General features: G+C 67.5%; 28 protein-coding genes. 21 read left to right on the top strand and 7 right to left on the bottom strand.

Features of this window, described 5'->3' with window-relative positions; genetic code table 11:
- Positions 1-8 precede the first annotated feature (8 nt).
- The 9 genes from C8N38_RS03560 to hypE are packed head-to-tail and all read left to right on the top strand — an operon-like array spanning position 9 to position 7,762.
- Positions 9-836 (top strand): hydrogenase expression/formation protein, encoded by an 828-nt coding sequence (locus C8N38_RS03560; protein ID WP_108024012.1) that lies wholly within the window; start codon positions 9-11, stop codon positions 834-836.
- Positions 833-1,660 (top strand): [NiFe]-hydrogenase assembly chaperone HybE, encoded by an 828-nt coding sequence (gene hybE, locus C8N38_RS03555; protein WP_108024010.1) that lies wholly within the window; start codon positions 833-835, stop codon positions 1,658-1,660. Before C8N38_RS03560 ends, hybE begins: the two co-directional genes overlap by 4 nt.
- Positions 1,657-2,541 (top strand): hypothetical protein, encoded by an 885-nt coding sequence (locus C8N38_RS03550; RefSeq protein WP_108024008.1) that lies wholly within the window; start codon positions 1,657-1,659, stop codon positions 2,539-2,541. The genes hybE and C8N38_RS03550 overlap by 4 nt, the downstream gene beginning before the upstream one ends.
- On the top strand, positions 2,534-2,875 hold the full coding sequence (gene hypA / locus C8N38_RS03545) for a hydrogenase maturation nickel metallochaperone HypA (RefSeq protein WP_108024005.1): 342 nt from the start codon (positions 2,534-2,536) through the stop codon (positions 2,873-2,875). Before C8N38_RS03550 ends, hypA begins: the two co-directional genes overlap by 8 nt.
- Entirely contained in the window at positions 2,875-3,792 is a 918-nt protein-coding gene (gene hypB, locus C8N38_RS03540; protein WP_108024003.1) for a hydrogenase nickel incorporation protein HypB, read from the top strand. The genes hypA and hypB overlap by 1 nt, the downstream gene beginning before the upstream one ends.
- Positions 3,792-5,276 (top strand): sigma-54-dependent transcriptional regulator, encoded by a 1,485-nt coding sequence (locus C8N38_RS03535; RefSeq protein WP_108024001.1) that lies wholly within the window; start codon positions 3,792-3,794, stop codon positions 5,274-5,276. The genes hypB and C8N38_RS03535 overlap by 1 nt, the downstream gene beginning before the upstream one ends.
- A 1-nt stretch (position 5,277) precedes the next feature.
- Positions 5,278-5,568, top strand: coding sequence for a HypC/HybG/HupF family hydrogenase formation chaperone (gene hypC / locus C8N38_RS03530; RefSeq protein WP_108023999.1), 291 nt, complete (start codon positions 5,278-5,280; stop codon positions 5,566-5,568).
- Positions 5,565-6,725, top strand: coding sequence for a hydrogenase formation protein HypD (gene hypD / locus C8N38_RS03525; RefSeq protein ID WP_108023997.1), 1,161 nt, complete (start codon positions 5,565-5,567; stop codon positions 6,723-6,725). The genes hypC and hypD overlap by 4 nt, the downstream gene beginning before the upstream one ends.
- Complete coding sequence (hypE, locus tag C8N38_RS03520) at positions 6,722-7,762, top strand: hydrogenase expression/formation protein HypE (RefSeq protein ID WP_108023995.1); 1,041 nt, start codon at positions 6,722-6,724, stop codon at positions 7,760-7,762. The genes hypD and hypE overlap by 4 nt, the downstream gene beginning before the upstream one ends.
- Positions 7,763-7,792: 30 nt before the next feature.
- Here the strand turns inward: hypE and C8N38_RS03515 are convergent, their stop codons facing one another.
- The 3 genes from C8N38_RS03515 to C8N38_RS03505 all read right to left on the bottom strand — a co-directional run bounded on the left by C8N38_RS03515 (position 7,793) and on the right by C8N38_RS03505 (position 9,310).
- Entirely contained in the window at positions 7,793-8,011 is a 219-nt protein-coding gene (locus C8N38_RS03515; protein WP_108023993.1) for a hypothetical protein, read from the bottom strand.
- Positions 8,012-8,167: 156 nt separating this feature from the next.
- Positions 8,168-8,941, bottom strand: coding sequence for a Bax inhibitor-1/YccA family protein (locus tag C8N38_RS03510; RefSeq protein ID WP_108023991.1), 774 nt, complete (start codon positions 8,939-8,941; stop codon positions 8,168-8,170).
- A gap of 153 nt (positions 8,942-9,094) precedes the next feature.
- A complete protein-coding gene (locus tag C8N38_RS03505) occupies positions 9,095-9,310 on the bottom strand; it encodes a YjiS-like domain-containing protein (protein ID WP_108023989.1) in 216 nt (71 codons plus the stop codon).
- 124 nt (positions 9,311-9,434) lie between these two features.
- On the opposite strand from C8N38_RS03505, the gene C8N38_RS03500 reads away from it, so the two are divergent.
- On the top strand, positions 9,435-10,289 hold the full coding sequence (locus C8N38_RS03500; RefSeq protein WP_108023988.1) for a LysR family transcriptional regulator: 855 nt from the start codon (positions 9,435-9,437) through the stop codon (positions 10,287-10,289).
- An 8-nt stretch (positions 10,290-10,297) separates the two neighbouring features.
- On the opposite strand, the gene C8N38_RS03495 is transcribed toward C8N38_RS03500, so the two are convergent.
- Positions 10,298-11,260: an NADPH:quinone oxidoreductase family protein gene (locus C8N38_RS03495; protein ID WP_108023986.1), complete on the bottom strand. Its 963-nt coding sequence runs from the start codon at positions 11,258-11,260 to the stop codon at positions 10,298-10,300.
- 335 nt (positions 11,261-11,595) lie between these two features.
- Between C8N38_RS03495 and C8N38_RS03490 the strand changes: the two genes are divergently transcribed.
- The 7 genes from C8N38_RS03490 to C8N38_RS03460 all read left to right on the top strand — a co-directional run bounded on the left by C8N38_RS03490 (position 11,596) and on the right by C8N38_RS03460 (position 19,091).
- Complete coding sequence (locus C8N38_RS03490) at positions 11,596-11,964, top strand: helix-turn-helix domain-containing protein (protein ID WP_108023984.1); 369 nt, start codon at positions 11,596-11,598, stop codon at positions 11,962-11,964.
- 88 nt (positions 11,965-12,052) lie between these two features.
- On the top strand, positions 12,053-12,850 hold the full coding sequence (gene hisN / locus C8N38_RS03485; RefSeq protein ID WP_108023982.1) for a histidinol-phosphatase: 798 nt from the start codon (positions 12,053-12,055) through the stop codon (positions 12,848-12,850).
- A gap of 3 nt (positions 12,851-12,853) precedes the next feature.
- Positions 12,854-14,194: an 8-oxoguanine deaminase gene (locus tag C8N38_RS03480; RefSeq protein ID WP_108023981.1), complete on the top strand. Its 1,341-nt coding sequence runs from the start codon at positions 12,854-12,856 to the stop codon at positions 14,192-14,194.
- A gap of 152 nt (positions 14,195-14,346) precedes the next feature.
- On the top strand, positions 14,347-15,732 hold the full coding sequence (gene mgtE, locus C8N38_RS03475; protein WP_108023979.1) for a magnesium transporter: 1,386 nt from the start codon (positions 14,347-14,349) through the stop codon (positions 15,730-15,732).
- Complete coding sequence (locus C8N38_RS03470; RefSeq protein ID WP_108024454.1) at positions 15,732-16,283, top strand: 5-formyltetrahydrofolate cyclo-ligase; 552 nt, start codon at positions 15,732-15,734, stop codon at positions 16,281-16,283. Before mgtE ends, C8N38_RS03470 begins: the two co-directional genes overlap by 1 nt.
- A 42-nt stretch (positions 16,284-16,325) precedes the next feature.
- Positions 16,326-17,138: a TIGR00282 family metallophosphoesterase gene (locus C8N38_RS03465; protein WP_108023977.1), complete on the top strand. Its 813-nt coding sequence runs from the start codon at positions 16,326-16,328 to the stop codon at positions 17,136-17,138.
- 174 nt (positions 17,139-17,312) lie between these two features.
- Entirely contained in the window at positions 17,313-19,091 is a 1,779-nt protein-coding gene (locus tag C8N38_RS03460) for an SLC13 family permease (RefSeq protein WP_108023975.1), read from the top strand.
- 4 nt (positions 19,092-19,095) lie between these two features.
- Here C8N38_RS03460 and C8N38_RS21360 read toward each other — a convergent pair whose 3' ends face one another.
- Both C8N38_RS21360 and C8N38_RS03455 read right to left on the bottom strand, forming a co-directional pair.
- The gene (locus tag C8N38_RS21360) at positions 19,096-19,269 is read right to left on the bottom strand and encodes a hypothetical protein (RefSeq protein ID WP_158272293.1); all 174 of its coding nucleotides are present in this window, start codon (positions 19,267-19,269) and stop codon (positions 19,096-19,098) included.
- Between the two features lie 48 nt (positions 19,270-19,317).
- Positions 19,318-20,424, bottom strand: coding sequence for a pyridoxal phosphate-dependent aminotransferase (locus C8N38_RS03455; RefSeq protein WP_108023974.1), 1,107 nt, complete (start codon positions 20,422-20,424; stop codon positions 19,318-19,320).
- 126 nt (positions 20,425-20,550) lie between these two features.
- On the opposite strand from C8N38_RS03455, the gene C8N38_RS03450 reads away from it, so the two are divergent.
- The gene (locus C8N38_RS03450; RefSeq protein WP_108023972.1) at positions 20,551-21,294 is read left to right on the top strand and encodes an alpha/beta fold hydrolase; all 744 of its coding nucleotides are present in this window, start codon (positions 20,551-20,553) and stop codon (positions 21,292-21,294) included.
- Positions 21,295-21,387: 93 nt separating this feature from the next.
- Here the strand turns inward: C8N38_RS03450 and phaZ are convergent, their stop codons facing one another.
- Positions 21,388-22,656 carry a polyhydroxyalkanoate depolymerase gene (gene phaZ, locus C8N38_RS03445; protein WP_108023970.1) on the bottom strand — a complete coding sequence of 423 codons (1,269 nt, stop codon included), beginning with the start codon at positions 22,654-22,656 and terminating at the stop codon, positions 21,388-21,390.
- A 96-nt stretch (positions 22,657-22,752) separates the two neighbouring features.
- Between phaZ and C8N38_RS03440 the strand changes: the two genes are divergently transcribed.
- The 3 genes from C8N38_RS03440 (at position 22,753) to phaR (ending at position 25,877) form a co-directional block, all read left to right on the top strand.
- On the top strand, positions 22,753-24,567 hold the full coding sequence (locus C8N38_RS03440; RefSeq protein WP_425440014.1) for a PHA/PHB synthase family protein: 1,815 nt from the start codon (positions 22,753-22,755) through the stop codon (positions 24,565-24,567).
- 128 nt (positions 24,568-24,695) lie between these two features.
- Entirely contained in the window at positions 24,696-25,157 is a 462-nt protein-coding gene (locus C8N38_RS03435; RefSeq protein WP_108023968.1) for a phasin family protein, read from the top strand.
- Between the two features lie 174 nt (positions 25,158-25,331).
- Positions 25,332-25,877, top strand: coding sequence for a polyhydroxyalkanoate synthesis repressor PhaR (phaR, locus tag C8N38_RS03430; protein ID WP_108023966.1), 546 nt, complete (start codon positions 25,332-25,334; stop codon positions 25,875-25,877).
- Positions 25,878-25,879: the final 2 nt, after the last annotated feature.

Below are 25,879 nucleotides of genomic sequence, written 5' to 3'. Positions count from 1 at the left end.
AGGACATCATGGTTTCCGGCTTTCACTTGCCCCCCACCGGCTTCGGCCCCGGATCGCAACCCGCCGATGACGAGCTTGGCTATATGCAGATGCCCTCGGGCATGCGGACCTATGCGGCGCATCTGCCCGAGATCGACAATACCGATGCCGCCGAACCGGCGCTTGCCCTGCTGGAGCGCGTCGCCGCTGCCTGCGAGCGCGCCGCCGCGACCGGCGAGGGCGAAAGCTTTCAGCTGGGCGACCTGCCGCCCGAGGCACGCGATCTGCTGACCGAGGCGCTGGGGCAGGGCGAGGTGTCGGTGCGTATCCAGGGCGTGCCCGCGGTCGCGGTTCAGGAAAGCGTCTTTGCCGGGGTCTGGCGGGTGATGGGCGCAGGCGTCGACCGGGTCGAGGTCGGCGCGGTGCCTGCGCGCGCCAGGATCGCCTTCGCGCCGCAGCGCGCGGCGCTGGGGCTCGACGCGCCGAAGGGGCTCGATGTCTTCAACGCCCCGGCGCTGCTGGTCGAGCTGCTTGACCGGTCGGCCGCCTGGCGCAAGGGCAAGGACCCGCATGTGGTCAACCTGACCCTGCTGCCCCATACCGAGGGCGATCTGGCCTGGCTTGACGCGGCGCTGGGCGAAGGGGCGGTGACGGTCCTGTCGCGCGGCTATGGCAATTGCCGGATCACCGCCACCGCCACGGCGAATGTCTGGCGGGTGCAGTATTTCAACTCGATGGACACGCTGATCCTCGACACGTTCGAGGTCACCGACATGCCCGAGGTGGTGCTGGCCGCGCCCGAGGATCTGGCCGACAGCGCCGGGCGCATCCGCGAAGTGCTGGAGGCGATCCGATGACCGCCCGCTTCGAAGGCAGCTATGGCGGCCGCGACGACCGGATCAGCGCGGCGGCGGTGATGGAATGCAAGATCTGCTGGACGGTCTACGACCCGGCCGAGGGCGATGATTTCCGCCAGGTGCTGCCCGGCACCCCCTTCGCCGCGCTGCCCGAGGACTGGACCTGCCCGACCTGCGACGCGCGGAAGGCCCAGTTCATGGTCAAGGACGACCCCGGCGCCGCCGAGGCCGCGACGGCGGCCTGGATTGCCGACCGCACCGCCGCGCTCGAGGCCGAGTTCCGCGAGATCTGGCATTCGAAAATGCGCGACGTGCCCCTGGTCAACGCCTCGCTGCATGTCGAGGCGGTGGGCTTCGCGCTTTATGAGGGCCGCCCGCTGGGGGTGCTGGTGGCGCCCTGGTTCATGAACCTGATCCTGCTGCCCGCCGAGGGCGAGGACTGGTCCGGCCTGACCGCGGGCGCCAAGGAAGACCTTTGCTTTCCGTCGGGCGCGTACGAATTCATCCACAATGTCCGGCCGATGGTGGGCGGCTACAAGGCCTGTTCGCTGTTCTCGCCGATGAACGATTTCGCCAGTCAGTTGCAGGCGGTCGAGGTCGCCCGGGCGGTCATGGTCGAGCTGTTCAAGGCCGAGAACCGGGCCGAGACCGACCGCGCCGCCGACATCCGCACCGCGCGCGAGACGGACCTGGCCGAAGCCCAGGTGGCGGAAGCCGAGGCCGCCGAAGGCGAAGTCTCGGGCGCCCCGACCCGGCGCGCGGTGATCTCGGGCGGTCTGGCCGCCGGGGCCGAGGACCGTCCGGCGGAGGCGCCGGGCGCGTGAGCGCGGCCCTTCATATCGTCCTAACCGGCGCGGGGCCGCGGATCGAGCCGCCGGCCCCGCCCGCGCTCGAGGCCCTGCTGCTGCATCGCCGGGTCGAGGAGGCCGCCCTGCTGGTGCCGCGGATCTTCAACCTCTGCCGGGCCGCGCAGTCGCTGGGGGGCCGCGTGGCGCTGGGGCTGCCCGCACGGCCCGAGGACCGCGCGGCGCTGGCCGACGAGATCCTGCGCGACCATCTGATGCGGTTTTTCGTGCTCTGGCCGCGCGCGCTGGGCCTGCCGCCCGCGCCGCTGCCGGGCGGCGATGTCGCTCGCGCGGTCTTCGGCCCCCCGGGCCGCTGCCCCGCGCCCGACGCGCTTGACCGCTGGCTGGCGGCGGGGGCGGGCGTGGCGCCGGTTCTGGCGGCACTCGCCGGACGGTTCGCGCCGGGCGAGGCGGTGGCCGATCTGCCCCCGGCTGACCCCGGACCTGCGCTTGACGCGGCTGCGGAGGAGAACTCGCCCTGGCTGCGGCACCGCACATCGCCGCTGCTGGCCGAGATCGAAGCGCGCTACGGGCGCGGCCCGCTCTGGCGCGCGGCGGCGCGGCTGGTCGATCTCGAGGCCTGCCTGACCGGCCAGTTTCCCACTACCCCCGACACCCGAGGCGGGATCGTTCGCGTGCCCGCGGCACGGGGGACCTATTCCCTGTCGGCGCGGGTCGAGGACGGGCGCGTCGCGGCCTTTCGCCGCCTGACGCCGACCGATCACCTTTGCGCGCGGGGCGGGGCGCTGCAGCTTTCTCTGGAAAGCCTGCGGTCCGGCAAGGCCGATCTGGCCCCGCTGGTGGTCGGTATCCTCGACCCGTGCGTGCCGGTTGTCTTCGACGAGGCCGCCCATGCATGAGATGTCGCTCTGCGAAGGCATTCGCGGGATCGTCGAGGATCAGGCGCGCGCGCACGGGTTCGCGGCCGTGCGGCTTCTGCGGCTTGAAATAGGGCGCTTTGCCGGGGTCGAGAAACCGGCGCTGGAATTCGCCTTCGAGGTGGTGATGCGGGGCAGCCCGGCCGAGGGCGCCCGGCTTGAAATGATCGACCTGCCCGGACGCGCCCTGTGCTACGATTGCGGCGTCGAGGTCGAGATCGAGAACCGGCTCGACCCCTGTCCGCGCTGCGGCGGCGGTCGGCTGATGCCCGTGGGGGGCGACGAAATGCGGATCAAGGACATGGAGGTGGTGTGATGTGCACGGTATGCGGGTGCGGCGGCGCGACGCTGGAAGGGCAGGCAAGGGGGCAGGCCCAGGATCACGGGCAGGATGCCCCTCATCATCATCACCATCATGGCCACAAGCATGGCCATGACCATGATCACACGCATGACCACGTCCATGACCACGGGCACGCTCACGGGCACCACCACCATGGCGACGATGGCGACCTGCACTATGGCGCGGGTGCGGCCGGGGTGTCGGTGCCGGGCATGTCGCAGGCGCGGCTGATCGAGATCGAGACCGACATCCTGTCGAAGAACGATGCCTTTGCCGATGGCAATCGCCGGGTCCTGCGGGCGCTGGGCGCCTTTGCCGTCAACCTCGTCTCGTCGCCCGGTTCGGGCAAGACGACGCTGCTGTGCCGCACCATCGAGAAGCTGGGCGCGCGGCCGCTGGCGGTGATCGAGGGCGACCAGCAGACCTCGAACGATGCCGACCGCATCCGCGCGACCGGCGCCCCGGCCATTCAGGTCAATACCGGCAAGGGCTGCCATCTCGACGCCCATATGGTGGGCCATGCGATGGACCATCTGGCGCTGCCGAGAGGGGCGATGCTGTTCATCGAGAATGTCGGCAATCTGGTCTGTCCGGCGGGCTTCGATCTGGGCGAGGATGCCAAGGTCGCGATCCTCTCGGTCACCGAGGGCGAGGACAAGCCGCTGAAATACCCCGACATGTTCACGGTCGCCCGGCTTGCGATCCTGAACAAGACCGATCTGGCACCGCATTGCGATGTCGATCTGGACCTCTACGAGGCCAATCTCCGGCGGGTCAATCCCGGCATCGAGATCCTGCGCGTGTCGGCCCGCACCGGCGAGGGGATGAAGGCGTGGATCGACTGGCTGACCGCGCGGCTGGCCGAGAAGTCCGCCGGGGCCGCCGCCTGATGGCCCCGGCCAGCGCCCGCCCTGCGGTCCTGCTTGTCGATGACGAGCCGCATTCGCTGGCCGCGATGCGGATGGCGCTGGAGGACGAGTTCGAGGTGCTGACCGCCGCCGATGCCGAGGCGGCGATGGCGGTGCTGCGGGACGAATGGGTGCAGGTGATCCTCTGCGACCAGCGCATGCCCGGGCGCTCTGGGGTCGAGTTCCTGTCCGAGGTCCGCGAAGGCTGGCCCGAGACGGTGCGCCTGATCGTGACCGGCTATACCGACAGCTCGGCCATGGTGGCGGCGATCAACGAGGCCGGCATTCACCAGATCCTGACCAAGCCCTGGCATCCCGACCAGCTTCTGGTGGCGGCCCGCAACGCGGCGCAGCTTTTCCAGTTGTCGCGCGAGAACGAGCGGATGGCGCTGGAAATGCGGCTTCTGGCCTCGACCGCCGAGTCGCGGGTCGAGAAGCGCCGCAAGGCGCTGCGTGAGGGCATGGGGTTCGAAACCGTGCTGCGCGCGCCCAACTCGCCCATGGCCGACGTGGTGCAGATGGCGCGCCGCTTTGCCGGCTTCGACTTGCCGGTGGTGTTGACGGGCGAACCCGGTACCGGCAAGGCGCAGCTGGCGCGGGCGATGCATTATGCCTCGCTGCGCGCCGACAAGCCGTTTTATGACCTCAACCTTGCCGGTTTGCCCGAGGATCTGGCGGCGATCGAGCTGATGGGCGCGAAACGCGGCGTGCTGGCGGGGGGCGTCGCGCGGATCGGGCTGATGCAGAAGGCCGATCGCGGCACGCTTTACCTCGGCGGGATCGAGACCGCGCCGTTGGGGCTGCAGCTGACCCTGTTGCGGGTGCTGACCGAAGGCGCCTTCACGCCGGTCGGCGGTCAGGAAACGATTGGCACCAATCTCAGGCTCATCTGCGGCGCGGGCGCCGATCTGAAGGCGCTGGTCGCCGGGGGCCGGTTCCGCGCCGATCTGTACTATGCGCTGGCGGCGGGCGAGATCGCGGTGCCGCCACTTCGCGCCAGGCGCGGCGACATCGCGCTGCTGGCCCAGGCCAAGCTGGCCGAGCTCTCGGCGAGCCACGGCAAGCCGGTGCACGGGCTCGACGAGGCGGCGCTGGAATTTCTGGAAAACTACGACTGGCCGGGCAACCTGCGCGAGTTGCGCAACGAGATCGCGCGAATGCTGGTGCTGGCCCAGGACAAGGTGCTGGGCGCCGATCTGATCTCGCGCCACATCCTGCAGGCACCGCCCGGCGACGAGGGCGCCGACCGCTCGGCCGATGCGGTGCTGGCGCGGACCGGGTCGCTGAAGGACCGGGTCGAGCTGATGGAGATGCGGATCCTGCGCGAGACCCTGGCCCGGCATCGCTGGAACAAGAGCCGCGCCGCCGCCGAACTGGGCCTGTCGCGGGTGGGGCTGAGGGCGAAGCTCGATCGCTACGGGATCGCGGGTCCCGCGGGCCGGGTCGCCCAGAACGAGGAGGACTGACATGTGTCTGGGAATTCCCGGCCGTATCGTGGCGGTGACCGATGCCGCACGGATGATGGCGCTGGCCGAGGTTTCGGGGGTGCGGCGCGAGGTGAACGTGGCCTGCATCCTCGACGGCCCGGCCGAGGATCTGGTGGGCGAATGGGCGCTGATCCATGTGGGCTTTGCCATGGCCCGGATCGACGCCGACGAGGCCGCGAAGACGCTGCAGGCGCTTCATGATCTGGGCGAGGCGCAGGAGGCGGCCGAGGCCATGGCCGAGGGCGCGAAGGCGTTGGAGGGGCAGGGATGAAATACGCGACCGAATTCCGCGACCCGAAGGCCGCGAAGGCCGTTCTGGCCCGCATCGCCGCGCTGGCCGATCAGATCGGCGCGACGCGCGCGGCCCCGGTCCACATCATGGAGATCTGCGGCGGGCACACCCATGCGATCTTCCGCTACGGGCTCGACAAGCTGGTACATGAGGGGGTCGAGTTCATCCACGGCCCCGGCTGTCCGGTCTGCGTGCTGCCGATGGCGCGGGTCGACGAATGCGTCGAGATTGCGAACCGCCCGGGCGTCATCTTCACCACCTTCGGCGATGCGATGCGGGTGCCGGGCACGAAGATGTCGCTCATGCAGGCCAAGGCCGCGGGCGCCGATATCCGCATGGTCTATTCGCCGCTCGACGCGCTGGAGCTGGCGCGCCGCAGTCCGGGGCGCGAGGTCGTCTTCTTCGGCCTCGGTTTCGAGACGACGACGCCGTCGACCGCGCTGTCGATCCAGCAGGCCGCGCGCGAGGGGTTGGGCAATTTCAGCGTCTTCTGCAACCACATCACCGTGCCCGAACCGATCAGGGCGCTGCTCGACGATCCGCATATGGTGCTCGACGGGTTCATCGGGCCGGGGCATGTCTCGATGGTGATCGGCATCCACCCCTACGATTTCATCGCGCGGGACTATGGCAAGCCCATCGTGGTGGCGGGGTTCGAGCCGCTGGATCTGCTGCAATCGGTGCTGATGGTGCTGACCCAGATCCGGGATGGTCGCGCCGAGGTGGAAAACCAGTATGCCCGCGTGGTGCCAGAGCATGGCAATCCGGTCAGCCTTGCGGCCATGACCGACGTCTATGAGAAACGTCCGTCCTTCGAATGGCGGGGCCTCGGAGAAATCGACCAGTCGGGGCTTCGGATCCGGGCGAAATATCGCGCCTTTGACGCCGAAGAGAAATTCGGTGTCGGCTATGCCGCCGGACCGCGTGTGGTAGCCGAGCCCGAGGGCTGTGCCTGCGGCCAGGTGATGACCGGCCGGATCAAGCCGACGGCCTGCCCGCAATTCGGCCGTGGCTGCACGCCCGAGATGCCGCTGGGCGCGCTGATGGTCAGTTCCGAAGGGGCCTGCGCGGCCTATTGGCAATATGGCGGCGCCCGCGCTCCGGAGGCTGTGGAATGCCCGGAGATTGTGGAATGAATGTGCCGACCCGGGGGCGGCTGCGCGATACCCATGTCACACTCTCCCATGGCGGAGGCGGGCGGGCGATGCGCGATCTGATCGACGAGGTCTTCGCCGCGGCCTTCCGCCCCGACGCGATGGAGGATCAGGCGCGGCTGTCGGATGCGGCGTTGACCGAGCTGGGCGCGCGGCTCGCGATGACCACCGACAGTTTCGTCGTCACGCCGCTGGAGTTTCCCGGCGGCGATATCGGCAAGCTCGCGGTCTGCGGCACGGTGAATGACCTTGCGGTGGGGGGCGCGCGGCCCCTGTGGCTGTCGGCGGCCTTCATCATCGAGGAGGGGACCGAGATCGCCCTTCTGCGCCGGATCGTGGCGACGATGGCGGCCGAGGCCGAGGCCGCAGGCGTGCGGATCGTGACCGGCGATACCAAGGTCGTGGGGCGCGGTGCCGCCGACGGGGTCTTCGTGACCACGACCGGTGTGGGCGCGATCCCGCCCGGGCGCGATCTGGCCGCCAGCCGCATCCGCCCCGGCGATGTGGCGCTGGTGAATGGTGTGCTTGGCGATCACGGCGCGACGATTTTGGCTGCCCGGGGCGATCTGGCCTTGTCGACCGACATCCGGTCCGACTGTCAGGCGCTGGGCCATCTGATGGAGGCGGTGATCGCGGCCGCCCCCGGCACCCGGGCCGCGCGCGATGCGACGCGGGGCGGGCTGGCGTCCGCGCTGAACGAGATGGCCGAGGCGGCGGGTGTGGGCGTCGAGATCGAGGAGGAGGCGCTGCCGCTGCGCGACGAGGTCAAGGGCCTGTGCGAGATCCTGGGGCTCGACCCGCTTTATCTGGCCAATGAGGGAACGCTGGTTCTCTTCGTCCCCGAGGCCGAGGCCGAGGCCGCGCTGGCCGCGATGTGCGCCCGGCCGGAAGGCCGCGATGCCGTCATCATCGGGCGCGCCACCGCAGACCATCCCGGTCAGGTCCGGATGCGAACCGCCTTCGGCGGGGCGCGCATCGTCGACATGCTGGTGGGCGAGCAGCTGCCGCGGATCTGCTGACTGCGGCCGTCGCGCCCGGCATCTCACCCTTCAGGACAGGTTCGAGGACCGGGCGCGGGCCGCGTTTCGGCCGATCAGGGCGGCGTGCCGTCCGCCTCGGTACAGGTCGAAGACCACCCCTTCGGCGGTCTCGGCGAAGGCTGTGTCCCAGTCCCTGGCAAAGATCCGAAGCGTTGCGAGACAGGCGCCGGTCCTGGCCGCGAGGGTCGTGCCCGCGCGCCCGGCGCGGCGGTCAAAATGGGGTCGCATCGACAGTTCTCCCTCCGAGACTCAATCCCTAGTGTTTTTATCAACTAATATCCGCGACCGCGCAATCCCCTTTGGCCGGGCAGCCCGGGCGCAAGAAGAAACCCGCCGGACGCGAGGTCCGGCGGGTCTGGAAAAGTCAGGTCCTGATGCGTCAGGTCACTCGCGGTTGCCGAGGAACTGCAGCAGGAACATGAACAGGTTGATGAAGTCGAGATAGAGGTTCAGCGCCCCCATGATCGCCGACTTGCCCAGCCACTCGCTGTCCATCGCATGGGCATGCTGCAGATAGTCGGTCTTGATCTTCTGGGTGTCGTAGGCGGTCAGCCCGGCGAAGATCAGGATGCCCAGAGCAGAAATCGCGAACATGATCGCGGGGGAGGCCAGGAAGATGTTGACGATCGAGGCCACCACGAGGCCGATCACGCCCATGATCAGGAACGATCCCCAGCCCGAGATGTCTTTCTTGGTGGTGTAGCCCCAGAGCGACAGGCCCGCAAAGGCGATCGCGGTCACGAGGAAGGTCTGCACGATCGAGATGCCGGTGAAGACCAGGAAGATCGAGCTGATCGACAGGCCCATGACCGCGGCGAAGGCGTAGAACACGACCTGCGCCGTGGCCGCCGACATCCGGTTGATGCCCGCCGAGAAGCCGAAGACGAACAGCAGCGGCGCGAACATGATCAGCCATTTCAGCGGCGAGGTGTAAAGCGCCTGGCCAAGGCCTGTCAGGTATTTGTCGGCCCCGATCTGCACGGCGGTCGGCATGTCGGTGACGGCCAGCCCGGAAATCGACCAGGCCGCCAGCGCGGTGATCAGCATGCCCACGGACATGGTGCCGTAGACCTTGTTCATATGGGCGCGAAGGCCCTCGTCGATCTGCGCGGTGCGAACGCCCGTCGCCCCGGCGCGGATCGTGTTGTAGTCAGCCATTGACAGCCTCCTCATTGGTCCATTACCGGCGGTCAAGCGCAAAAGCCCCGCCATTGCCGGGGTATATCGGCAGGGGCGGGGCCCATTTCAAGCCTTGCGGGGGTCAAACGCGCGGCATTCACCGAAGGTTTCGCGGCAGGACGCAGCGGCGGTTCAGCGCAGCCAGTTTTGCGGGACGTCCCAGACCGGGCGGCGCGCCTCGGCGCGCGCTTCTTCGGCGGTCAGGCCGATATCGCGCAATTGCCGGTCATCCAGCTCGATCAGTTGACGGCGCTGGCGTGCAGCGCTCAGCCCCAGAAGAATCCGTTTCACGACGCCGGCATTGCCGAGGTCGCGGGCCGCGCGGATATTCGTGCTGACTTGCGCCATGGTGGTTCACCTACGTTAATCTTGATGGAACGACGCTGTCCCATCATCATCCTTGATATGTATGCCGGATTGTGGTCCATTCTTCAAACGAATGATGGTTATGGTTTGAATCAGGAATCTTGATGTGGCGCGCAATCTGGACATGACCGCCCTGCGCTCTTTCGTGGCCGTGTCGGATGCCGGCGGCGTGACGCGGGCGGCGGGTTTTCTGAACCTCACGCAATCGGCGGTGTCGATGCAGATCAAGCGGCTGGAAGAGGCGCTTGACCTGCAACTGCTCGACCGGACCGAACGCAAGGTCAAGCTGACCGCCTCGGGCGAACAGCTTCTGGGTTATGCCCGGCGCATCCTCAGCCTCAACGACGAGGTCTATGCGCGCATGACCGCGCAGGAATACGAGGGCGAGGTGGTGGTGGGTGTGCCCCATGACATCGTCTATCCGGCGATCCCGTTCGTGTTGAACCGGTTCGCCCGCGATTTTCCCCGGGTCAAGGTGCAGCTGATCTCGTCCTACACGATGCGTCTGCGCGAGATGTTCCGGCGCGGCGATGTCGACATCATCCTGACCACCGAGGATCGCTGCGGCCCGACCGGCGAGACGCTGACCGAACTGCCGCTGGTCTGGGTGGGTGCCATCGGCGGGACCGCCTGGCGCCAGCGCCCGCTGCGGCTGGCCTACGAACATACCTGTATCTTCCGCCAGGGCGTGCAGGCCGCTCTAGACCGCGCGGGCATTCCCTGGGTGATGACGGTCGAAAGCGATTCAAGCCGGACCGTCGAGGCCAGCGTCAGCGCCGATCTCGCGGTCCATACCTCGGTGGACGGGGCGTTGCCGCCCTATGTCGAGCGTATCCAGCACGGCGGCGCGCTGCCGGATCTGAAGACGACCCAGATCAACCTCTATGCCTCGGACCTTGCCGACGGGCCGGTGATCGGCGCCCTGGCCGAACTGATCAGGCAGGCCTATCGGGCGCCGTGAGGCGCCGGTCAGTGCATCGCGATCACGACCTTGCCGGTCGCCTTGCGCTGGCGCAGCAACTCCAACCCCTCGGCCGCGCGCTCGAGCGGCAGCACATGGCTGACATGCGGATGCAGCCGGCCTTCGGCATGCCAGCGGAACAGTGTCGCCAGACTGTCGGTCAGCACCTCGGGGCGGAAGGCCAGATAGCCGCCCCAGTAAAGCCCGATCACCGAGAGGTTCTTGACCAGCAGGTGGTTGGCCTTGATCTGCGGCACCTCGCCCGAGGCAAAGCCGATGGCCAGCAGCCGCCCGTCGGGACGGCAGGTCCGCATCGCTTCGGCGAAGAGCGGCCCGCCGACCGGATCGTAAACCACGTCCGCCCCGCCAAGCGCCAGCACCGCCGCGCGCAGATCGCCCGCGTCGCTGTCGATCAGGTGGTCGGCGCCCGCTTCCCGCGCGACCTCCAGCCGGTCGGCGCCGCGCGCACAGGCGATCACGGTGGCGCCCATCGCCTTGCCGATCTCGACCGCGGTCAGCCCGACCCCGCCGGCCGCGCCGGTGACCAGCAGCGTCTCGCCCGGGGCCAGCCGCGCCTTGTGCGACAGGGCCACATGCGAGGTCCCATAGGCGATCTGAAACCCCGCAGCCTCGATGAAGCTCATGGTCTCGGGCAGGGGCAGGCAGCGCGTCGCGGGAAAACAGCCGGCCTCGGCCAGCCCGCCCGATCCGGCAAAGACCGCGACGCGCGTGCCCAGCAGGCCCGGATCGACGCCCTCGCCCAGGGCGTCGACGGTTCCGGCCAGTTCCATGCCCAGGGTTGCGGGCAGGGGAGGGTGCTCTTGATAGCGGCCCTCGATGGTCAGGAGGTCGGCGAAATTGAGCCCGCAGGCCGCGATCCGCACCCTGACCTCGCCCACGGCTGGTGCGGGGCAGTCTGCCTCGGTCAGGCGGGGCCGGTCTCCGATCCGGTCAAGCTGGAAAAGGCGCATCGAAACTCCGTATAATGGTGTAGACTGACACGGCGGTAACCTTAGTGGGGCCAGGGTGGTGTGACCAGCGACCCCCCTCTTTCGCAGAATGCAAAGGACACCTGTCTAAAGGTTGTTTGCGAAATGCGAAGGTGCTCTTTCAGATTCGCGACATGCAACCATTACGCGAGCTTGAGTCGCTGTACTTAACCAATTTCGTGCACTGCCCCCGGGATCGTACAAATTTAAATTGCCTTTTTTGTTACGGGTTTATTAGCAAAGTCATGGGGCGAGAGCGTTTCCCCGTTCGCTTGGCACAGGTGTTGCTATATGTTCGTCGGTAGAGGAGTTCACCAATGAAACACCCTGTAGATGTCCATGTGGGCAAACGTATCCGACACCGCCGCTGGATGGTGGGCATGACCCAACAGCAACTGGCCGAACGGGTCGGGATCAAGTTCCAGCAAATTCAGAAGTATGAGACCGGCATGAACCGCGTCAGCGCCTCCCGTCTGTGGGACATCGCCGATGCGCTCGACGTCGCGGTCAGCTTCTTCTTCGAGGGCCTCGACGGCCGCACCGCAGAGCAGGCGACCTCCGGCATGCCCGACGATCTTTTGTCGGACAAGGAGGCGCTGGAACTGGTGCGCTCCTACTATGCCATCCCCGAGAACCAGCGGCGGCGGCTCTTCGAACTGGCGCGCGTGCTGAGCGACGTGGCCTGAAACCGGTGCTTGACGGACGAGCGTAGCAAGGCTAGCGCCCAAGTGGCAGGCGCATCAGCGCCCCGTCCGCAAGTCTGCCGGAGGCCGGATGAAAGATACGGAAGCCGACTCCCTGATCGAGACCGCGCATGCGCTGGCGGACGCCGCGCGCGCGGCCACCCTGTCGCATTTTCGCAGCGGTACCCTCGGAGTCGAGAACAAGGCCGGGACGGGCTTCGACCCGGTCACGCGCGCCGATCGCGCGTCCGAGGCGGCGATGCGCGCGATTCTCGCGGACCGCCGCCCCGAGGACGGCGTTCTGGGCGAAGAGCTTGATGGCACCTCGTCCCGCAGCGGGCTGACCTGGGTGTTGGACCCGATCGACGGAACCCGCGGGTTCGTATGTGGCACGCCCACCTGGGGCGTTCTGATCGCGCTTGCCGATGCGGGTGGCCCGATCCTCGGGATCATCGACCAACCCTATATTGGCGAACGCCTTCTGGGCGGGTTCGGGCGGGCCGAGTTTTCCGGGCCCCATGGTCAGCGCAGGCTTGCGACCCGCGCGCCGCGCCCTCTGTCCCAGGCCTCGGTCTTTTCGACCTTCCCCGAGGTCGGCACCCCGGAAGAGGGGCGCGCCTTTGCCGCGCTGGCCGGTCAGGCGCAGATGGTGCGCTATGGCATGGATTGCTACGCCTATGCGCTGGTGGCCATGGGCCATGTCGATCTGGTGGTCGAGGCGGGGCTGCATGCCTATGACATTCAGGCCCCGATCGCGGTGATCGAGGCGGCGGGCGGCATCGTCACCGACTGGAAGGGCGGGCCCGCCCATGACGGCGGGCGGGTGGTTGCGGCCGCCAATGCCAGCATCCATGCCGAGGCGCTGGCGATCCTTTCGGCGGCGGACTGACCCATGGGCCATGTGCTGATCCAGGGCGCCGAGCTGATCGTCACCATGGATGACGAGCGGCGCGAGTTGGCCGGGGCCGATCTGCGGCTGCGCGACGGCTGCGTGGCCGAGATTGGCACGGGCCTTGCGCCCGAGGGGGCCGAGATCGTCCGGGCCGACGGGTGTCTGGTGACGCCGGGGCTTGTGAACACCCACCATCACCTGTCGCAATGCCTGACCCGCGCGGTGCCGGGCGCCCAGGATGCGCTGCTTTTCGGCTGGCTGAAGACGCTCTATCCGATCTGGTCGCGCTTTGGCCCCGAGGAATTCCGCGTCTCGGCCCTGGTCGGCCTGTCCGAACTGGCGCTGTCGGGCTGCACCATGAGTTCGGACCATCAGTACCTCTACCCGAACGGCGCGCGGCTTGACGACACCATCGCTGCGGCGCGCGAGGTCGGAATCCGGTTCCATGCGACCCGCGGGGCGATGAGCATCGGCGAGTCGAAGGGCGGTCTTCCCCCCGACGGGCTGGTCGAGGCTGAGCCCGCGATTTTGGAAGACTGCATCCGGGTGATCGACGCCTTTCACGATCCCGATCCCGGGGCCATGATCCGGGTCGGCGTCGCGCCCTGCTCACCGTTCACCGTCAGCCCCGAGCTGATGCGCGACGCGGCGTTGCTGGCGCGCGACAAGGGCGTTCGGCTGCACACGCATCTGGCCGAAAACGATGAGGATATCGCCTATTCCCTGGACCGGTTCGGCTGCCGCCCCGGGCAATATGCCGAGGATCTGGGCTGGACCGGCGACGATGTCTGGCACGCGCATTGCGTCAAGTTGGACGGCCGCGAGATTTCACTTTTCGCACAATCCCGCACCGGGGTCGCGCATTGCCCCTGTTCGAACTGCCGGCTCGGGTCCGGGATCGCGCCGGTGCGGGCGATGCGCGATGCCGGGGTGCGGGTGGGTCTTGGCGTCGACGGGTCGGCCAGCAATGACGGCGGCAACCTGATCGGCGAGGCGCGGCAGGCAATGCTGTTGCAGCGGGTCGCGCTCGGCGCCGATGCGATGAGCGCGCGCGAGGCGCTTGAAATCGCGACCCGGGGCGGCGCCGATGTGCTGGGGCGGCCCGATTGCGGGCGGCTGGCCCCGGGCATGCGTGCGGATCTGGCGATCTGGGATATGTCGGGGATCGAGGCGGCCGGGCTCTGGGACCGGGCCGCTATCTTGCTGGCCGGGCCGAACCGGGTGCGCGATTTGTTCGTCGAGGGGCGGCAGGTGGTGCGCGACGGCCGCATCGTCACCCACGATCTTGGCACGGCCGTGGCGGCCCAGACCCGGATCGCGCGGCGTCTGGCGGGGCTTTAACCCGCGCGACGGCCGCGCGCCTCGGCTTTCTGAAGCCTCCGGAAAGGTTTTTGGCCGATGCTCGGGCCTGAGGCCGCGCGCGGCCTGCATCCGACCTTGTTGCCTGCAACGGGCAATGGTTATGGTGCGGACAAGGCAGCGGAAAGGCAGGCATGGAAGACGAGGTCATCGACCAGGTTGAGCCCGAGGAAGAGGGCTACGGTCTCGACAACCGGACGGTTGCCGCGATCCGCTTGGCCGTGGCCGCGGGCGACCGGGTGCGCCTTGGCGAACTGCTGGAACCGCTGCACCCGGCCGACATCGCCGACCTTCTGGAACAGGTCGACAGCGGCCACCGGCGCGAGATCCTGCTGCTGGGATCGAGCTTCTTCGACGGCGAGGTGCTGTCCGAGCTAGACGAAAGCCTGCGCGAGGAGGTGATCGCCTTCCTGCCGCGCGATGTCCTGTCCGAGGCCGTCCGCGAGCTTGAATCCGACGACGTCGTCGACCTTCTGGAAGATCTCGACGAACCCCAGCAGGCGGTGATTCTGGACGCGCTGGAAGATGCCGACCGGCTGGCCGTCGAACAGGCGCTGACCTATCCGGAATATTCTGCCGGCCGTCTGATGCAGCGCGAGGTGGTGCGCGCGCCCGAACACTGGACCGTGGGCGAGACCATCGACCATTTGCGCGCCCACAAGGAGGCGCTGCCCGACCAGTTCTACCATGTCATCGTGGTCGATCCCGGCATCCGGCCGGTGGGCTATGTGACGCTTGGCAAGCTTCTGTCCTCGCGCCGGTCGGTGAAGCTGACCGAGCTGTTCGAGGAAAGCTTCCGCACCATTCCCGCGACCCAGGAGGAAGGCGAGGTCGCCTATGCCTTCAACCAGTATCACCTGATTTCGGCGCCCGTCGTCGACGATGCCGGGCGGCTGGTCGGGATCATCACCATCGACGATGCCATGGCCGTCCTCGACGAGGAACACGAGGAAGACATCCTGCGTCTGGCCGGGGTCGGCGACAGCAGTCTCAGCGACCGGGTGGTCGAGACCTGCCGCCAGCGCGTGCCCTGGCTCTTGGTGAACCTCGGCACCGCCATCGTCGCCTCGCTGGTGATCGCCCAGTTCGAAACCGCGATCGCCCAGGTGGTGGCGCTGGCCGTGCTGATGCCCATCGTCGCCTCGATGGGCGGCAATGCCGGGACCCAGTCGCTGACCGTCGCGGTCCGCGCGCTGGCCACGAAGGACCTGACCGGCTCGAACGTCTGGCGCGTCGTGCGGCGCGAACTGGCCGTAGGCGTCATCAACGGCGTGCTGTTCGCACTGGTGATGGGCGCGGTTGGGGTCCTGTGGTTCGGCTCGGGCACGCTGGCGATGGTGATCGCGGCGGCGATGATCATCAATCTCGGGGTCGCGGCGCTGGCCGGTATCCTGGTGCCGGTCATGCTGGACCGCCTCGGGGTCGATCCGGCGCTGGCCTCGGGGACCTTCGTGACGACCGTGACCGATGTCGTCGGCTTCTTCGCGTTTCTCGGGCTCGCCTCGGTGGTGCTGTTGTGATCGTCGCGGCGAAGGCCGCGCTTCGGGCCGAGGCGCAGGCACGGCGCGCCGTCGTCCATGACCCAGCCCGCGCCGCCGAAGCTCTGGCCCGGCTCGACGCGGTGCTGGCGCCTCATCTGGGCCGCCCCGCCGCGGGCTATCTGCCGATCCGGTCCGAGCTTGACCCGCGTCCGGCGATGGCGGCGTTGGGCGCGCGCGGGCCGGTCGGGGTGCCGGTGATCGAGGGGGCGGCGCTGCCGCTGTCCTTCCGGCTCTGGACGCCGGATTGCGCGATGGAGCGGGGATCGTTCGGCGTCTCGATTCCGTCCGAGCCGCGGCCGATGGTCCCGGAGGTGCTGATCGTGCCGCTTCTGGCCTTCGACCGGCGGGGTATCCGGCTGGGCTATGGCGGCGGGTTCTATGACCGGACACTGGCGCTTTTGCGCGCGCGCGGCCCCGTTCTGGCGGTCGGGCTGGCCTATGCGGGCCAGGAACTGCCGGACCTTCCGGCCGAGCCGACCGACCTGCCGCTCGATCTGATCGTTACCGAAGCGGAAGTGATCCTGCCCTAAGACACTTGCGTGCGCGGCCGCTCCGTCCTAGGGCTGACGGCCATGAAATTGCTGTTCCTCGGAGATGTGATGGGCCGCTCGGGCCGGTCGGCCGTGGCCGACCGCCTTCCGGCCCTGCGCGAGGCTTGGGGCCTCGATTTCGTTGTGGTCAACGGAGAGAACGCCTCGTCGGGGGCCGGACTGACGCCTGCCCATGCCAAGGGGCTGCTTGAGGCCGGGGCCGATTGCGTGACCCTGGGCGATCATGCCTTCGACCAGAAAGAGATGCTGGGTTTCATCGAGCAGGAACCGCGCATCTTGCGGCCGCTGAACTTCGCCAAGGGGGCGCCGGGCAAGGGCGCGCGGCTGTTCAACGCCCGGGGCGGGCGCAAGGTGCTGGTCGCGCAGGTGCTTGGCCAGGTCTTCATGAAGCGGCCCTTCGACGATCCGTTCTCGGCCATCGAGACCGTCTTGAAGGCGCATCCGCTGGGGGGGCTGGCCCAGGCGGCAGTGGTCGACGTGCATTGCGAGGCGACGTCGGAAAAGATGGCGCTGGGCCATTATTGCGACGGCCGTGCCAGCCTTGTCGTCGGCACCCATACCCATGTGCCGACCGGCGACGCCCAGATCCTGCCCGACGGCACCGCCTATCTGACCGATGCCGGCATGTGCGGCGATTACGATTCGGTCATCGGCATGGACAAGGCCGAACCGATGCGGCGTTTCATCACCGGCATGTCGAAGACGCGCTTTACTCCGGCCATGGGCGAGGCGACCCTGTCGGGCGTCTATGTCGAGACCGACGACCGCACCGGCCGCGCCACGCGCGTGCGCATGATCCGCCAGGGCGGACGGCTGGAGCAGGCCGCGCCATGACGGCAGCCCCTTGCGGGCCGACCGGACGCCCTCGGGGCGATCTTTCCTGCGACGGCGCGCGGCCGGGCGGAGCAATCCGCGTTGGCCGCCGCGACCTTGCCGGCCCGGGCCGCATCGCTTGCCGAGGCCGGGCCGGGCGCACATACTTGTCCTGAAGCCAGTGAAGGGCCGTCGATGATCCCGCTTTCGCTCCCCCCCACCGGCATGGCGCTGCTGGCGCTGGCGGTCGTGGCCGCGATGTTCGTGGCCTTCGTGCGCGAACGCTATCCTGCCGAGGTGATCGCGATCTGCGGCGCCACGGTGATGCTGGTTCTGGGCATCCTGCCCTACGAGGATGCGCTGCGGGTGCTGTCGAACCCCGCCCCCTGGACCATCGCCGCGATGTTCCTGGTGATGGGGGCGCTGGTCAGAACCGGCGCGCTCGACTGGGTGATCCATGCCGCCGAGCGCGGCGGCAAGCAGAAGCCCAGGCGCGCCATCGCCACGCTGATGGGTTTCGTGCTGATCTCGTCCGCCTTCGTATCGAACACGCCGGTCGTGGTGGTGATGCTGCCGGTCTTCGTGCAACTGTCGCGCAGCCTCGGGGTCTCGGCCTCGAAGCTTCTGATCCCGCTCAGCTATGCTGCGATCCTCGGGGGCACATTGACGCTGATCGGCACCTCGACCAACCTGCTGGTAGACGGGGTGGCGCGGGCCCAGGGGCTGGAGCCCTTCTCGATCTTCGAGGTGACGCCGCTGGCACTGGTACTGGTCGCCTGGGGGATGATCTATCTGCGCGTCTTCGGGCGCCGGTTGCTGCCCGCCCGCGACAGCATGGCCGACCTTCTGTCCGACAAGTCGAAGATGAAGTTCTTCACCGAGGCGGTGATCCCGCCCGACAGCAACCTGATCGGCCGCGAGGTCACGGGCGTGCAGCTGTTCAAACGCGAGGGCGTCCGGCTGATCGACGTGATCCGGGGCGACGAGTCGCTCCGGCGCAATCTTGGCGGCGTGACGTTGCAGACCGGCGACCGGGTGGTGTTGCGGACCCAGGTGACCGAATTGCTGTCGCTGCAGCGCAACAAGTCGTTGCGCCGGGTCGATCAGCTGTCGGCGGTCGAGACCTCGACGGTCGAAGTGCTGATCTCGCCCGGCTGCAAGATGATCGGGCAGACGCTGGGCTCGCTGCGGCTGCGGCGGAAATTCGGGGTCTATGTGTTGGCCGCGCACCGGCGGAACCAGAATATCGGGCGTCAGCTCGACGATCTGGTGGTGCGGGTCGGCGACACCCTGCTGCTGGAGGGTGCGCCCGCCGACATCAAGCGGCTGGCGGCCGATATGGGGCTGGTCGACATCACCCATCCCTCGGGCCGCGCCTATCGCCGGACCCAGGCGCCCATCGCCATCGGCGCGCTGGTGGGCATCGTGGTGCTGGCGGCGCTGGGAGTCGCGCCGATCCTGATGCTGGCGGTGGCAGCGGTCGCGCTGGTGCTGGCGGCGCGCTGCATCGATGCCGAAGAGGCCTTTACCTTCGTCGAGGGCCGTCTGCTGGCGCTGATCTTCGCCATGCTGGCGGTCGGCGCGGCGCTGGAATCCTCGGGTGCGGTCAAGCTGATCGTCGACGGGCTGGCGCCCTATCTGGCCGAACTGCCGCCCTTTTTCGTGGTCTGGGCGGTTTACCTGCTGACCTCGGTGCTGACCGAACTGGTCACAAACAACGCGGTTGCCGTCGTCGTGACCCCGATTGCCGTGGGGCTGGGCCATGCGCTTGGCGTCGATCCGCGGCCGCTGGTGGTGGCGGTCATGATCGCCGCCTCGGCCAGCTTCGCGACCCCCATCGGCTATCAGACCAACATGATGGTCTACGGCCCCGGCGGCTACCGCTTCACCGATTTCCTGCGCGTGGGGATTCCGCTGAACCTGACCATGGGTCTGTTGTCGGCGTTGCTGATCCCGCTTTTGTGGCCGCTGTGACCGGTCAGGCGGTCGCCAGATGCAGCGCGAACCAGATCGCGCCGGCCAGCGCCAGCGCCCAGCCGTACCCGGCCGTCACCCAGACGAGGATCAGCAGCACGAAGAAGGCGAAGAAGCCTGACACCAGAAAGGCGCGGAAGAAGGTGTCGGCGGCGGGGCGATCGGGGCGGTCTGTCATGCCGACAGACTGCCACGAATCGGCGGACGATGGGTAAACGTGGGGGCCTCAGCCCCGGGCGGCCGCCAGCGCCTTCGGCAACTCCTCGGCCAGCACTGCCAGCTGGTCCTCGGGGCCGGCCGCGATCCGGATGCAGCGGTCGAGCGGCGCCACCCCGGGCATCCGCACGAAGACATCGCGTTCGGTCAGTTCGGCCAGCACCCGGCGCGCGAAATCGCCGTCGGCGCCACAATCGACCGTCACGAAATTGGTGGCCGAGGGCAGGGGGGTCAGCCCGTGCGCCTCGGCGATCCGGGCGATCATGGCACGGCCCTCGGCCACCTGGGCCTTGACCTCGGCCAGCCAGGCGGTGTCGGCCAGCGAGGCCAGCGCCCCGGCCTGGCTGATCCGGCACATGCCGAAATGGTTGCGCACCTTCTCGAAGGCCGCGATCAGCGGTGCGGCGGCGATGGCATAGCCCACCCGCGCTCCGGCCAGCCCGTGGATCTTGGAGAACGTCCGGAACCGGATCACCCGCGGATCCTCGGGGTCGATGGCGGGCGCGGTGCCGTCGGGGGCGAATTCGACATAGGCCTCGTCCAGCACCATCAGCGTGCCCTCGGGCACCGCCTCGATCATCGCCTGCACCCGCCCGGCCGGAAGCCAGGTGCCCATCGGGTTGTCGGGGTTCGACAGGTAGACCAGCTTGGCGCCCAGTTCGGCGGCCTTGCCGATCAGCGCGTCCGGGTCTTCGTGGTCGTCGCGATAGGGCACCTTGTGCAGCGCGCCGCCGAAGCCCACGACATGGTAGTTGAAGGTCGGATAGGCCCCTTCGGAGGTCACCACCGCGTCGCCCGGACCGACCACCAGCCGCACCAGATAGCCCAGCAGCCCGTCGATCCCCTCGCCGACCATGATGCAGTCGGGCGCGACCCCATGCGCCTCGGCCAGCGCCAGGCGCAGCTCGTGGTTCTGGGCGTCGCCGTATTTCCAGACCTCGCGCACCGCGGCCTGCATCGCGGCGACAGCTTTCGGCGAGGGGCCGAAAAGGCTTTCATTGGCGCCGAGACGCGCCCGGAACGGCCGACCGCGGCCGCGCTCCAGCGTTTCGGGGCCGACGAACGGCACGGTGGCGGGAAGGCTGTCGACGAGCGGGGTGAAACGGGGTCCAGTCATGGCCGGAGAAAACTCCAATTCGGCGGTCTCCGCAAGGCCCGCCGCCCCGCCGGGCCTTGCCTCTGCCGGGCCGCGCGCCTAGCGTCCGGGCGCAGAAAAAGAAGACCGCGAAGGAGGCCGGGACCGATGACCGAACCGCAGATGCTGACCACGCCCGATGGCCGCCGTCTGGCCTATCACCGCAGCGAAGGGCAGGGGCCCGGCATCGTCTTTCTCGGTGGCTTCATGTCGGACATGGAGGGTACCAAGGCCACCCATCTCGAAACCTGGGCGCGGGCGCAGGGCCGCGCCTTCCTGCGGTTCGACTATTCCGGCCATGGCCAAAGCTCGGGCCGTTTCGACGAGGGCGCCATCGGCGACTGGGCGGCCGATGCGCGCGCCGCGCTCGAGGTGTTGACCCAAGGGCCGCAGGTGCTGGTGGGCTCGTCGATGGGTGGCTGGATCGCGCTTCTGCTGGCGCGGGCGCTGCCCCATCGCGTGGCGGGCCTGGTCGGCATCGCCGCCGCGCCCGATTTCACCGAGGACAGCATGTGGGCCGGGTTTTCCGAGGCCCAGCGGCATGACCTGATGACGGCGGGCCGGATCCAGATCGCCTCGGCCTATGCCGACAGCCCCTATGTCATCACCCGCCGCCTGATCGAGGACGGACGCCGGAACCTCGTGCTGCGCGCGCCCCTCGCGTTCAACGTACCGGTGCGGCTCCTGCAAGGCACCGCCGACGAGGATGTGGACCTCAGCGTCGCGCTGCGCCTGCTCGACCGGATCGAGGCGCCCGATCTTCGACTGACGCTGGTGAAGGGCGCCGATCACCGCTTTTCGACGCCCGAAACGTTTGCCCTGATCGAGACGGCCATCCTCGAGGTCACCTGACCGTTCGCGCGCGGGATCGGCGCTTCGGGTCTTCTTCTTGGTCCAAATACCCGCGCGCCGCAGGCGCCCGCGCCCAGCGGGCGCGGTCCCGCGTCAGACCGATTTCAGATGCGCCCGCGCCGGTTGCGGATCGCCCGAATTGGCGTCGATGAAGTCCAGCACCAGCGGGCGGATATTGTTGCGCCAGCTCTTGCCCGCGAAGATGCCGTAATGGCCCGCCCCGGGTTCCAGATGGCTGGCCTTCTTGTGCGCCGGCAGCCCGGTCAGCAGGTCCAGCGCCGCGATGCACTGGCCGGGCGCCGAGATATCGTCATTGGCGCCCTCGACAGTCTTGACCGCGACATCGGTGATCGCCGCGATATCGACCTTGCGCCCGTCGACCGAAAAGACGTTCTGCGCGATCTCGCGCCGCTTGAAGACACGGTCGACGGTCGAAAGATAGAATTCGGCGGTCATGTCCATCACCGCGAGATACTCGTCATAAAAGCGGTTGTGCTTGTCGTGATCGCCCGACTCACCCTTTGCCGTGCGCAGGATCTGTTCGGAAAAGGCGCGGGTGTGGCGGTCGCCGTTCATCGACATGAACGACGCGAGTTGCAGCATGCCCGGATAGACCAGCCGCCCGACCCCCGCATACTTGAACCCGACCCGCTGGATCACCAGTTGTTCAAGCTGGCCCATCGTGACCCGCCGGCCGAAATCGGTGACGTCGGTGGCCGCCGCATCGGGGTCGATCGGCCCGCCGATCAGGGTCAGGGTGCGGGGCTGGGCTGCAGGGTCTTCCCCGGCGAGATAGGCCGTCGCGGCCAGCGCCAGCGGCGCGGGCTGGCAGACCGCGATGACATGGGTGTCGGGGCCGAGATGCTTGAGGAAATCGACCAGGTACAGCGTGTAGTCCTCGATGTCGAACTTGCCCTGCGACACGGGGATGTCGCGGGCATTGTGCCAGTCGGTGATGTAGACGTCGCAATCGGGCAGAAGGCTCGCCACGGTCGAGCGCAGCAGGGTGGCATAATGCCCCGACATCGGCGCCACCAGCATCACCCGGCGCCGCATCTGCGGTCGGCCATGCACCTTGAAATGGATCAAATCGCCGAACGGCCGGGTCACGCATTTCTCGACCGAAACGATATGGTCGCGCCCGTCGGCACCCACCACGGTGTTGATGTTCCAGTCGGGCTTTGCCACCATGCGGGCGAAGGTGCGTTCGGTGACCTCGCCCCAGGCGGCGACCATCCGGAAGAGCGGGGAGGGAACCATGGCGACGGCCGGATAGGACCCCAGCGCGCGGGCGGTAGCTCCGAACCACTGGTTCGTGTTGCGCGCGGTTTCCATCAGGTCGTAGGTCGTCATGAATTTCATTCGCCACTCCATCTGCGATGGTATATCGGGGGCCGGCCACAACGGTCGGCTGGGCGCCCATGCTGCATCTGCGAAGGTTAAGGGGGAAACAACGCCGTGACAACAAAAGAAGATGCAACGAAAGCTGAACTGTCGGCCACCAATCTCGAACGGCTGAACGAGAACATCGCCAAGATGGAAGACCTGACCGAGCGTCTGGTCGCTGCGGTGGCGAAAAAGCGGCGGATCGATCCGAACCTGCAGGCGCCGGGGCACGATCTCTACATGAAGGCGGCCGCCGCCTACGTGACCGAGATGATGCAGAACCCCTCGAAGCTGATCGAGCATCAGGTGTCCTACTGGGGCAAGGCGCTGAAGCATTTCGTCGAGGCGCAGGAGGCGCTGGCCCGCGGCAAGCTGCAGGCGCCGACCGACAACACCCCGAAGGACCCGCGCTTTTCCAACCCGCTCTGGCAGACGCATCCGTATTTCAACTACATCAAGCAGCAATACCTGATGAGCGCCGAGGCGATCTCGAACGCCGTCAAGGATATCGACGGGCTCGCGCCGCGCGACGCCAAGCGGCTTGAGTATTTCACCCAGCAGATCGTCGATCTGATGTCGCCCGCGAATTTCCTTGGCACCAATCCCGAGGCTCTGGAGCGCGCGGTGGCGACCGACGGGCAGTCGCTGGTCGACGGGCTGGAAAACCTCGTACGCGACATCGAGGCCAATGACGGCGAAATTCTGGTGACGCTGGCCAATCGCGAGGCCTTCCAGGTGGGCGGCAATCTGGCAACCGCGCCGGGCAAGGTCGTGTTCCGCAACCGGATGCTGGAACTGATCCAGTACGCGCCCACGACCGAGACTGTCTATGCCACTCCGATTCTGATCTTCCCGCCCTGGATCAACAAGTTCTACATCCTCGACCTGACCCCGCCGAAATCGCTGATCCGCTGGCTGGTCGGGCAGGGCTACACCGTCTTCGTGGTGTCCTGGGTCAATCCCGATGCCAGCTATGCCGAGGTCGGCATGGACGACTACGTTCAGGAGGGCTACCTGGCCGCCATCGCCGAGGTGAAGGCGATCACCGGCGAGGACAAGGTCAACGCGGTCGGCTACTGCATCGCTGGCACGACGCTGGCGCTGACGCTGGCGCTGATGCAGAAGCGCGGCGACACGTCGGTGCGGTCGGCCACCTTCTTCACGACGCTGACCGATTTTTCCGACCAGGGCGAGGTCGGGGTCTTTCTCGACAACGACTTTGTCGACGGGATCGAGCGCGAGGTGACGCAGAAGGGGTTTCTCGACAGTTTCTTCATGTCGCGGACCTTCTCGTTCCTGCGGTCGAATGACCTGATCTACCGGCCCGCGATCCGCAATTACATGATGGGTGAGGCCCCGCCTGCCTTCGACCTGCTGTACTGGAACGGGGATTCCACCAATCTGCCGGCGCGGATGGTGGTCGAGTATCTGCGCGGGCTCTGTCAGGAGGACCGCTTTGCCAGCGACGGGTTCGAGATCTGCGGCGAGCGGGTGCATATCTCGGAGGTGCGGCTGCCGCTCTGCGCGGTGGCCTGCGAGACCGACCATATCGCGGCCTGGGCGGCCAGCTATGAGGGCGTACGCAAGATGGGGTCGACCAACAAGACCTTCATCCTGTCGCAGTCGGGGCATATCGCGGGCATCGTGAACCCGCCCGACAAGAAGAAATACGGCCATTACGTCAACGATGCGCCGATGAAGGATCTGTCGGCCGCGGCCTGGCGCGAGAGCGCCGAGTTCACCGAAGGGTCCTGGTGGCCGCGCTGGGAGGCCTGGCTGAAACGCCGCTCGGGCAAGCAGATTCCCGCCCGAGATCCGGGAGTCGGAGCGCGCGCGCCGCTCGGCGATGCCCCCGGGACCTATGTTCTGGGTGAAAAGGCGTCCTGAATCCGAGGCTTGCCAGAAATGCTGCAGTGCAGCATAAACATCTTGAAATGCTGCGGTGCAGCGTGTATCTTAATCCTCGGATCACAGCAGAGTTCGGGCGCTTGATGCCCGTAAGAGGAGAGAGACCCATGGCTGACGCACAAGATTTCACCAAGATGATGCAGGACATGATGTCGGCGTTCTCGATGGACCCGACCACCATGCAGGACGCCTTCAAGACCCAGGCGGCCCTGGCCGAGAAGATGTCGAAGGTCGCGCTTGAGGCCGCCGAGAAATCGACCGAGATTTCCGCCAAGTGGACCAAGGACACCCTGTCCAAGGTCGGCGAGGTGACCACGCTCAAGGACGAGCCCACCGATTACACCAAGGCCATGACCGACTTCGCGTCGTCCTCGGCCGAGATGGCGGCCGAAAACATGGCCGCATTCGCGGAAGTGGCGAAGAAGGTTCAGATGGAAACCGTCGAGCTGATGCTGGCCGCGGGCAAGGACTTCTCCGAGGATGCGACCTCGGCGATGAAGAAAGCCACCGCGACGGCGACCAAGACCGCCAAGAAGGCCACCGCGACCATGGCGGCCGACAAGGCCTGATCGGCCGGAGCGTCCGGCCGACCACTCCTCCCTGTCGCCGGACCAGTTCCGGAAGGGTGGGCACTTTGCGTGCCCACCCTTTCTTTTTGCTGCGGGCGCGCCTAAGCTCTCTGCGCTGCAACATGGGGCGCCGCGCCATGGGCGTTGCAGTCACCGGGGGGAGGAGGACAGTCCGTGACCGACGCGAAAGAGCCGCTGCTGATCAAGCGCTATGCCAGCCGACGTCTCTACAACACCGAGACCAGCGATTACGTGACGCTGGAGGACATCGCCAAGGTGATCCGGTCGGGCAGGGACGTGAAGATCGTCGATCTGAAGAGCGGCGACGATCTCACGCGCCAATACCTTCTGCAGATCATCGCCGAACATGAAAGCAAGGGCGAAAGCGTCCTGCCGATCAACGTGCTGAACGATCTCGTGCGCAGTTATACGACCTCGGCGCAAAGCGTGGTGCCGCAATTCCTGGCCGCAAGCTTCGAGATGCTGCGCGACGGGCAGTCGAAGATGATCGAGAATTTCGGTCGCATCAATCCGATGGCAATGCCCGGTTTCGAGGCGCTTCAGGCCCAGCAGGAGGCGTTTCTGAAGGCGATGACGGGCAATTGGGCAGGCGGTTCAGGTCCTGGCGAGGACGATGACGAGGGCGGGCCGAATGAGCTGGACGAGATCAAGCGGCAGCTTGCCGAATTGCAGCAGAAACTCTCCAAGATGAACGGATAGCC

The organism is Rhodovulum kholense, assembly GCF_003053725.1.
Lineage (GTDB): Bacteria > Pseudomonadota > Alphaproteobacteria > Rhodobacterales > Rhodobacteraceae > Rhodovulum > Rhodovulum kholense.
This window is presented reverse-complemented; position numbering and strand designations above follow the sequence as displayed.